This window comes from Paraburkholderia sp. BR14374 (genome assembly GCF_040948685.1).
Classification (GTDB): domain Bacteria; phylum Pseudomonadota; class Gammaproteobacteria; order Burkholderiales; family Burkholderiaceae; genus Paraburkholderia; species Paraburkholderia youngii.
Window position 1 is genome coordinate 1 of the sequence record NZ_JBFPKF010000057.1, and the last position, 7,573, is coordinate 7,573.

Annotated in this window: 7 protein-coding genes; 3 read left to right on the plus strand and 4 right to left on the minus strand. The window is 63.4% G+C overall.

All coding sequences use genetic code 11. The features are described from left to right. The coding region (locus AB3X86_RS37345) for an HlyD family efflux transporter periplasmic adaptor subunit (RefSeq protein WP_368599799.1) at positions 1 to 662 on the plus strand (662 nt) is incomplete at its 5' end. 60 nt (positions 663 to 722) lie between these two features. On the opposite strand, the gene AB3X86_RS37350 is transcribed toward AB3X86_RS37345, so the two are convergent. From AB3X86_RS37350 to AB3X86_RS37365, 4 genes are read right to left on the minus strand one after another with little or no spacing between them, the layout of a single operon-like run. Continuing rightward, entirely contained in the window at positions 723 to 1,652 is a 930-nt protein-coding gene (locus AB3X86_RS37350) for a LysR family transcriptional regulator (protein WP_368599800.1), read from the minus strand. Further along, positions 1,652 to 1,951, minus strand: coding sequence for an ArsR/SmtB family transcription factor (locus AB3X86_RS37355; RefSeq protein ID WP_368599801.1), 300 nt, complete (start codon positions 1,949 to 1,951; stop codon positions 1,652 to 1,654). Before AB3X86_RS37355 ends, AB3X86_RS37350 begins: the two co-directional genes overlap by 1 nt. Continuing rightward, complete coding sequence (locus AB3X86_RS37360) at positions 1,945 to 2,544, minus strand: AraC family transcriptional regulator (protein ID WP_368599802.1); 600 nt, start codon at positions 2,542 to 2,544, stop codon at positions 1,945 to 1,947. Before AB3X86_RS37360 ends, AB3X86_RS37355 begins: the two co-directional genes overlap by 7 nt. A gap of 18 nt (positions 2,545 to 2,562) precedes the next feature. Next, positions 2,563 to 5,424, minus strand: coding sequence for a 2-oxoglutarate dehydrogenase E1 component (locus AB3X86_RS37365; protein ID WP_368599803.1), 2,862 nt, complete (start codon positions 5,422 to 5,424; stop codon positions 2,563 to 2,565). A 419-nt stretch (positions 5,425 to 5,843) separates the two neighbouring features. Between AB3X86_RS37365 and AB3X86_RS37370 the strand changes: the two genes are divergently transcribed. Together AB3X86_RS37370 and mug are read left to right on the plus strand one after the other, a co-directional pair. After that, positions 5,844 to 6,815 (plus strand): GlxA family transcriptional regulator, encoded by a 972-nt coding sequence (locus AB3X86_RS37370; RefSeq protein ID WP_368599804.1) that lies wholly within the window; start codon positions 5,844 to 5,846, stop codon positions 6,813 to 6,815. Positions 6,816 to 6,846: 31 nt separating this feature from the next. After that, complete coding sequence (mug, locus tag AB3X86_RS37375; RefSeq protein WP_368599805.1) at positions 6,847 to 7,383, plus strand: G/U mismatch-specific DNA glycosylase; 537 nt, start codon at positions 6,847 to 6,849, stop codon at positions 7,381 to 7,383. The last annotated feature ends 190 nt before the right edge of the window (positions 7,384 to 7,573 follow it).

A 7,573-nucleotide genomic window follows, 5' to 3' on the forward strand; every position in this document is an offset into this window, starting at 1 on the left:
CGGACGTGCAGGCCGCCGCCGCGAAAGTGCGCACCGCGTGGCTCGCCTATGCGCGCGATACCTTGCCAGCGCCGGTGACCGGCTACGTCGCGCAGCGCCGGGTTCAGGTCGGCCAGCGCGTCGCGCCCGGTACGCCGCTGATGGCGATCGTGCCGCTCGACGGCGTATGGGTCGACGCCAACTTCAAGGAAGTGCAGCTCAAGCACATGCGAATCGGCCAGAAGGTCACGCTCACATCGGACGTCTACGGCCGCCACGCCCGCTATCACGGGCGTATCGAGGGCTTTTCGGCCGGCACGGGCAGCGCGTTCGCGACGCTGCCGGCGCAGAACGCCACCGGCAACTGGATCAAGATCGTGCAGCGGCTACCGGTGCGCATCGAACTCGACCCGGCCGAGCTGGCCGCGCATCCGCTGCGTATCGGCCTGTCGATGACGGTCGATGCCGACACGCGGGACGAGTCCGGTTCGCAGCTCGGCGCAGCGCAGAACACGCGCTATAGCACCGACGTTTTTGCGCGGTACGATGCAAAGGCCGACGCCGAGATCGACAGGATCATCAAGCAAAACGAAATGGTTTCCCGCGCGATAGCCGCGCAACCGCAATCACAATCCCAATCGCAAGGCTTGGCGTCGCATCAGCACAAGGCAAACGCGGGTTGAATTGATCCAGGTCCAGCCAGCCGCGACACGGCATCGAGCGGCAGGCCACCGAGGCGGGGCTCAACTACCGAGCGCCGCCTCATCTTCGGCCAGTGCCGTCGGCACGGTCTCGCGCAGAAAATCGACGAAAGTTCTGATCTTGGCGTCCAGATACTGGCGCGATGCATGGATCGTGAAGGCCGTCAGCTTCTGCAGCCGATACTGCGGCAGCACGCGAACCAGCGCACCGCTGTTGAGCAAGGGCAGGGCACTCGACATCGGCAGCGCGCCGATGCCCACCCCTTCGCGCAAGGCGACACCGAGCGCATCAGGCAAGTTCATTTCGACCGCGGCTCTTGGAAGCACAATCGTTTCGCGGCCGTTGGGTCCGTCCAGATGCCAGCGATCGCGCGGGAAGATCGACATGACGAGCTGTAGGCACGTGTGACCGCGAATGTCCTGCACCGTGCGCGGCGTGCCGCGCGCATGCAGATAAGCGGGCGCCGCGCACAGCACGCTGTGGACGTCGCCGAGCCGATGCGAAACGAGTCCGGAGTCCGGAAGATCGGTCGAACTCAATCGAAGCATCAGATCGTAGCCATCGTCGAGAAGATCGGGCGTGCCAGACGATAACGTCAGCTCGACCGACACGGCAGGATAGCGCTCACGATAGTGGACCGCTGCCGGCACCAGATACGTCGTGCCAAAACCTGGCGACGCATGCACGCGCAGCCGGCCCGAGGGTTTGACTTGCGCATTGGCTGCCTCGGCGTCGGCCTCGTCGACCGAGGCGAGTATCTGTTGGCAGCGATCCAGATATCGCTCGCCCGCCTCGGTCAGCGCGAGCCGCCGGGTACTCCGGTGCAGCAGACGGGTGCGCAGATGTATCTCGAGTTGCGCGACCGCCCGCGACGCGTTGGCCTTCGGAATGTCCAGACGGGAGGCCGCCGCCGTGAAGCTTCCTTCTTCAGCGATGCGGACGAATATCCGCATCATGTTGAGCTTATCCATTACAAATGCATGCGAATCTTTTCGGTAAATGCCCGTATCACTTCTTCATTGCGCGACAGGAAAACCCATTGGCCGACTCGCCGCGGAACCAGAAGTCCCGCATCGACCAGCAGGGCGACATGCATCGATACCGTCGACTGCGCCAGACCGCTGCGCGCCTGGATCGCGTGCACGGGTACGCCGCGGCCGTGGCCTGCGTAGTCGTCCGGAAAGGTCGCGGCGGGGCTTCTCAACCACCCGAGGATGTCGCGCCGCAGCGGATTCGCGAGAGCCTTGTGGATCAGGTTCATGTCTAACATCGATTTCTCCGTACGCACCCGGCGTTTCGTTCCGGCAGCGTCAACAACGCCGTGGCGATCGTTCCCGCGGCATGTTCGCCGAGGTCTTCCCGCACCAGCGACAGCGCGAGGTGGATTGCCGCACTCGCACCGCCCGACGAGTACAGGTTGCCATCCTTCAGGCAGCCGGGATTCGATACCACATGGACCAGCGGATATTCGGCCGCGAGGCGATCGGCGTCGCGCCAATGGGTATTCAGCCAGCGGCGATCGGCGAGACCGGCGCTGGCAAGCAGAAACGCGCCGTTCGAAATACAGGCGAGCCTATGGGCCTTTGGCCCCGCATCGCTCAGCCAGTCCACGAGTTCGCGATGCTCGCGCGCAGAACCGGGCACCGGCGAGCCGGGCACGACGACGAGATCGAATGGCGGGCGCGAATCGAACAGGCATTCCGTCGTACCCACGGCCGTTCCGTTCGAAGCACGCACCGGCCCGGGCGACGGGCCGATCAGATGCGATTCATAGAAGACACCCCCATACAGCCGGTTTGCCTGATGAAACACATCCATCGGACCGCTGACTTCGAGCAGCTGAAATCCTGCATAGAGCATCATCGCGACACGCATACGCACTCAGCCGGTGAACGCTCGCGACACGAGCGCGGATTGCACTGCCGCATGCGCCGCGTGCGATCCCGGCGCGGTCGATGCCCAGGCATCTGGTCCCGCGTACAGCAGCGCCTTGCCGGTCGGCAGAATCTCGCGTAGCAGCGGCTCGGCGAAACTCCATGCGCCCTGGTTGCGCGCTTCCTCCTGGCACCAGACCACGGTCTTCAAGTTCGGATAGCGGGCGAGTTCGGCAGCCAGCTGTTGCGCCGGAAACGGATAGAGCTGCTCGACCCGGATGATCGGGGTGTCGGTGATACCGACGCTGCGGCGATGATCGAGCAATTCGAAGTAGAGCTTGCCGCTCGTTACGATCACACGCTCTACACCAGCCGCACGGGACGCGTCGATGTGGATGTCTGGCAAAACCTCGCGGAATTCGCCGTGACTCAACTCGTCGAAGGTGCTGGTCGCTTCCGCGTGGCGCAGCAGCGACTTGGGCGTCATCACCACGAGCGGGCGCCGTGCGACGGTGCCGGCCTGCATCAGCAGCAACTGGAACAGCTGCGCGGGGGTGGTCGGTTGCGTCACCCGCATATTGTTCTGCGCGCTCAATTGCAGGTAGCGCTCGAGCCGCGCCGATGCGTGCTCGGGGCCCTGGCCTTCCTGCCCGTGGGGCAGGAACAGCGTCAGGCCGCTGTGTTGTCCCCACTTGGCCTCGCCGGCCGCGATGAACTGGTCGATCACCACCTGCGCGCCATTGGCGAAGTCACCGAATTGCGCTTCCCAGATCACCAGCGCATTGCGATTCACCGTCGAATAGCCATACTCGAATGCCAGCACGGCGGCCTCGGAAAGAATCGAGTTCGTCACGCTGAACCTGCCTTGCGCTGCGCCGAGATGATCGAGCGGAACATAGACCCCATCGGGACGATGCATGCGAGTCTGATCGTGCAGCACCGCGTGCCGGTGGTTGAAGGTGCCGCGCGCGCTGTCCTGCCCGCTCAGCCGCACACTGACCCCGGCTGCGAGCAACGAGGCGAATGCCAGGTGTTCACCCATGCCCCAGTCGAGCAGGCGTTTTCCGGAGGCCATTTCCTGCCGCCCGCTGATCATCTTCCTGACGAGCGGATGCAGCGTCAGGTCTGCGGGGACGGTCGAGATCCGCTGCGCGAGCGCGCGCAGATAGTCGGCCGATGGGACGAGGTGGCGGGCTGCGCCTCTCTGCGCGGCTGAGCGCGCGCGCTTGGCGCGTTCGTCGTGCAGCGGCGACGCATAGGAACCGACGGTTTCGTGCGCCCGCTCGAAAAGCTCGCGGCGCGCGCTGACGTAGCGTTGCGCCTCTTCGGCCGTCAGCACGCCTTGCTGGATCAGCCGGTTTGCGTAGCGGGTCCGCACGCCTGGATGATTCGCGATCGAGCGATACATCAGCGGCTGTGTGATGCCCGGAGTGTCCTGTTCCTGATGCCCGTATCGGCGGAAGCAAACGAGATCGATGACGACGCTGCGTTTGAAGGTGGTGCGATAGTCGAGCGCCATCCTCACCGCCATCGCGACCGCTTCTGGGTCGTCGCCATTGACGTGCAGGATCGGCGCTTCAATCATCTTCGCGACATCGGTCGTATAGAACGACGAACGCGTGTCGCGCGGATCGGAAGTCGTGAAGCCGATCTGGTTGTTGACGACGACGTGGACGGTGCCGCCCGTTCCGTGTCCGCGCGTATAGGAAAGGCTCAGCGTTTCCATCACCACGCCCTGGCCGGACATCGCCGCGTCGCCGTGGATTTCCACCGGCAGCACGTCGTCGCCGTCGGCACTGCCGGCGAGATCCGCCTTCGCGCGCGCCATGCCTTGCACGACGGGATCGACGATCTCCAGGTGCGACGGGTTGAACGCGAGCGTCACTTCAACCGGTCCGTCGTCGGTTTCGACCGAACTCGTGAAGCCCTTGTGATACTTGACATCGCCTGCCGTCAGTTTTTCGGCATTCTTGCCATCGAATTCGTCGAACAGCGCGCGTAGCGGCTTGCCGACGATATTCACGAGCACGTTCAGGCGGCCGCGGTGCGCCATGCCCATCACGAGCGCGCGCAGCTTTTTGGACGCACCATAGCGGACCAGTTCGTCGAGCAGCACGATCAACGACTCGCCGCCTTCCAGCGAGAAACGCGTTTGCCCGACATAGCGTGAATGCAGGTGTTTTTCGAGCCCTTCGGCCGCGCTCAAACGTTCGAGCAGCCGCAGTTTTTCCGCGGCTTGTAGCGTCGGTCTCGCTCGCGTGGATTCGAGCCGCATCTGCCACCAGCGCCGTTGCTGCGCGTCGGCGAGGTGCATGAACTCGGCGCCGAGTGTGCCGGTGTACGTTTGCTCGAGCGCGTCGACGATGTCTTTCAGCGTCGCGTCGTCCTCGAACAGAAAGGTGTCGGCGGTGCTGAAGGTGGTCGACATGTCGGCGGCCGACAGGCCGTAGTAGGCCGGGGTCAATTCGGCGTAGGAGCGGGGCGGCGTCCAGGCGAGCGGGTCGAGATCGGCGACGCGCGTGCCGATCATCCGGAACGCGGCGATCAACGATTGCACCGCGACCTGCTTTCTCGCGAGGCCCAGCGCGTCGACGGCCTTTTTATCGGTCTGGTTATCGTCGTCATGGCTGGCCGCGACGACGGCACGCGGCGTTCGCTTTGCCAGTTCGACGAAGCTGGAGATCACCGGTGCATGCGGCTGGTCGTCGCGATCGCTGCCGTCGCTGGCGGGGGTATCGCGCAACGCATCGAACCACGCCCGCCACTCGGCCGTGACCGCATCCGGGTCAGCCAGGTAAAGCTCATATTGCTCTTCGACGTAGGGGGCGTTGCCCCCGAACAGGAAGGATCGCTGACGTTCCTTGAACATGATGAATCTGCCCTTGGTCGCTGTGCGGTCGTGAGCCGGCCGCAACACATGAAGTGACTGCTATCGCTGCGTATAGTCGCCCACGGTACAGCCAGGCATTGACGCGCGTCACAAGCGCCGTCCTGAGCGGGAGACTTCCCGGCATGCCCGGTTGATATGCCCTGGCCGCGGTCGTGTACACAGTCTAGTTAAGCGAGGCAGTGGCGGAAACATGCGGATGGTGCGTTCATCTGCCAACTAGTTGAGGTTTTGAGCCACGCACGCGGTCGAGGCGTGCGGCGTGTCGGGCATCGTGGCGGCGACAGATTTGTTACTCGCAGACACAAATGTTTTTCCAGACGCTGACGGCATGCGCGGCCGATGATGCGGTAAGCTGCGCCACGCATCGCAAACATAGTTCCCGTCATGAAGGTCACGGCATGAAAGTCGCCATTGTTGTATTCGATGGTGTGCAGGCGCTGGATGTAGCAGGCCCACTCGATGTGTTCGCCGAGGCGAATACGTTCCTGCCCGAGCATCAGCGCTACGAGGTCACACTGGTCGGGCGCGAGGCGGGCACCGTGACCTGCTCGAATGGCATGCAGCTGGCGGTTTCGTTCGGCTATGCCGACCGTGACGTGCAATGGGACCTGCTGCTGGTCGCAGGAGGACCGCAGCTACCCGATGCCCAGCCATCGAATGAATTCCTGGCGTGGTTGCAGAATCAGGCGCGCAGCGCGAGCCGCTTCGGCTCCGTGTGCAATGGCGCGTTCGTGCTCGCGCATGCCGGGTTGCTCGACGGCAAGGAGGTCACGACGCACTGGTCGGACGCGCATCGGCTGTCCAGTGAATTTCCGCAAGCCAATGTGCAGCCGGACAGAATCTTCGTTCGCGACGGACGGCTATTCACATCGGCCGGCGTGACCGCTGGCATCGATCTGTGTCTCGCGCTCGTTGCCGAGGACTGGGGGCACGAGCTCGCGGTGCGGGTCGCGAAGCGTCTGGTCGTGTATATCCAGCGCGAAGGCGGTCAGTCGCAGTACAGCCCCTACATCGGTGCGGGCAAGGACGAAGATCCGATCCTTCACAAGGTCTATCGATTTGTGAGCGAGCATATTACCGAGGCGCTGTCGATCGACGACCTCGCGAGCGCGGCCTCTGTGAGCCGCCGCACCTTGTCGCGGGTGTTCGCGAAGCACGCGAAGTTGACGCCCTCGGTGTTCGTCGAGCAGGTGCGCGTCGATACGGCAAGAAAGCTGCTCGAGAATACCGATGCTCCGCTAAAGACGGTCGCGTTCAAATGCGGCTTTCACAACGCCACGCATATGCGCACGACTTTCTCGCGGCGACTCAACGTCACCCCGAAGCAATATCGGATGCGATTCAGAGGGGAGGCGAGTGCGCAACAGTGAGTCCATCGCGGAGCTTTCAGACGTGTCGCCGATAGCGAATGACGATGCCGCGCAATCCCTGCCCGACGTCATCGGGCCCGGATTGTCGATCCTCTTTTGCGGCATCAATCCCGGATTGCTCGCGGCGTCGACTGGACATCACTTTGCAGGCAGAGGTAACCGGTTCTGGAGGGTTCTTCATCGTGCAGGTTTCACGCAGGAGGAGTTTCGCCCCGAGAACGACCGTCAATTGCTGAAGGGTGGATATGGTCTGACTGCTGCGGTCGCCCGCCCGACGGCTCGTGCGGATCAGTTGTCGAAGGCGGAGATTCAAGCCGCTGCGGCGCAGTTCGAACAGAAGATCCGACACTACGCGCCGCGATTCATCGCGTTTCTCGGCAAGGTGGCGCTCGCCGAAATGTCCGGCCAGCGTGAGATCGAATGGGGCCTGCAAGCGCGCAATTTCGGCGGTGCGCGCGTATGGGTGCTGCCTAACCCAAGCGGCCTGAACCGGTCCTTCAGCCTCGATGCACTGGTGAGCGCTTATCGCGAGCTCCGTATTGCAGCGGAATTGACGCGCTTCGATTAGGCGGCCGCTTGCTGCCTCCACGGCCGCACTAAGCCATATCTCCCGCTTTGGCCCGAACACATACGGGTCGAGCTTGTGTGAAAACGCGTTGATCGCCTAGACTGGATTAACTCATTCAGCATGGGTGACCGGATGAAGCGATTCATAGAAGGCGAAGATCGCAAGCAGGTGACGCTGCTTCCAGAATGCC

Excerpts from the sequence above, each read along its gene's own strand:
- AB3X86_RS37355 (WP_368599801.1), bottom strand. The coding sequence starts at position 1,951 with ATGTTAGACATGAACCTGATCCACAAGGCTCTCGCGAATCCGCTGCGG.
- AB3X86_RS37365 (WP_368599803.1), bottom strand. The coding sequence starts at position 5,424 with ATGTTCAAGGAACGTCAGCGATCCTTCCTGTTCGGGGGCAACGCCCCC.
- AB3X86_RS37350 (WP_368599800.1), bottom strand. The coding sequence starts at position 1,652 with ATGGATAAGCTCAACATGATGCGGATATTCGTCCGCATCGCTGAAGAA.
- AB3X86_RS37360 (WP_368599802.1), bottom strand. The coding sequence starts at position 2,544 with ATGATGCTCTATGCAGGATTTCAGCTGCTCGAAGTCAGCGGTCCGATG.
- AB3X86_RS37370 (WP_368599804.1), top strand. The coding sequence starts at position 5,844 with ATGAAAGTCGCCATTGTTGTATTCGATGGTGTGCAGGCGCTGGATGTA.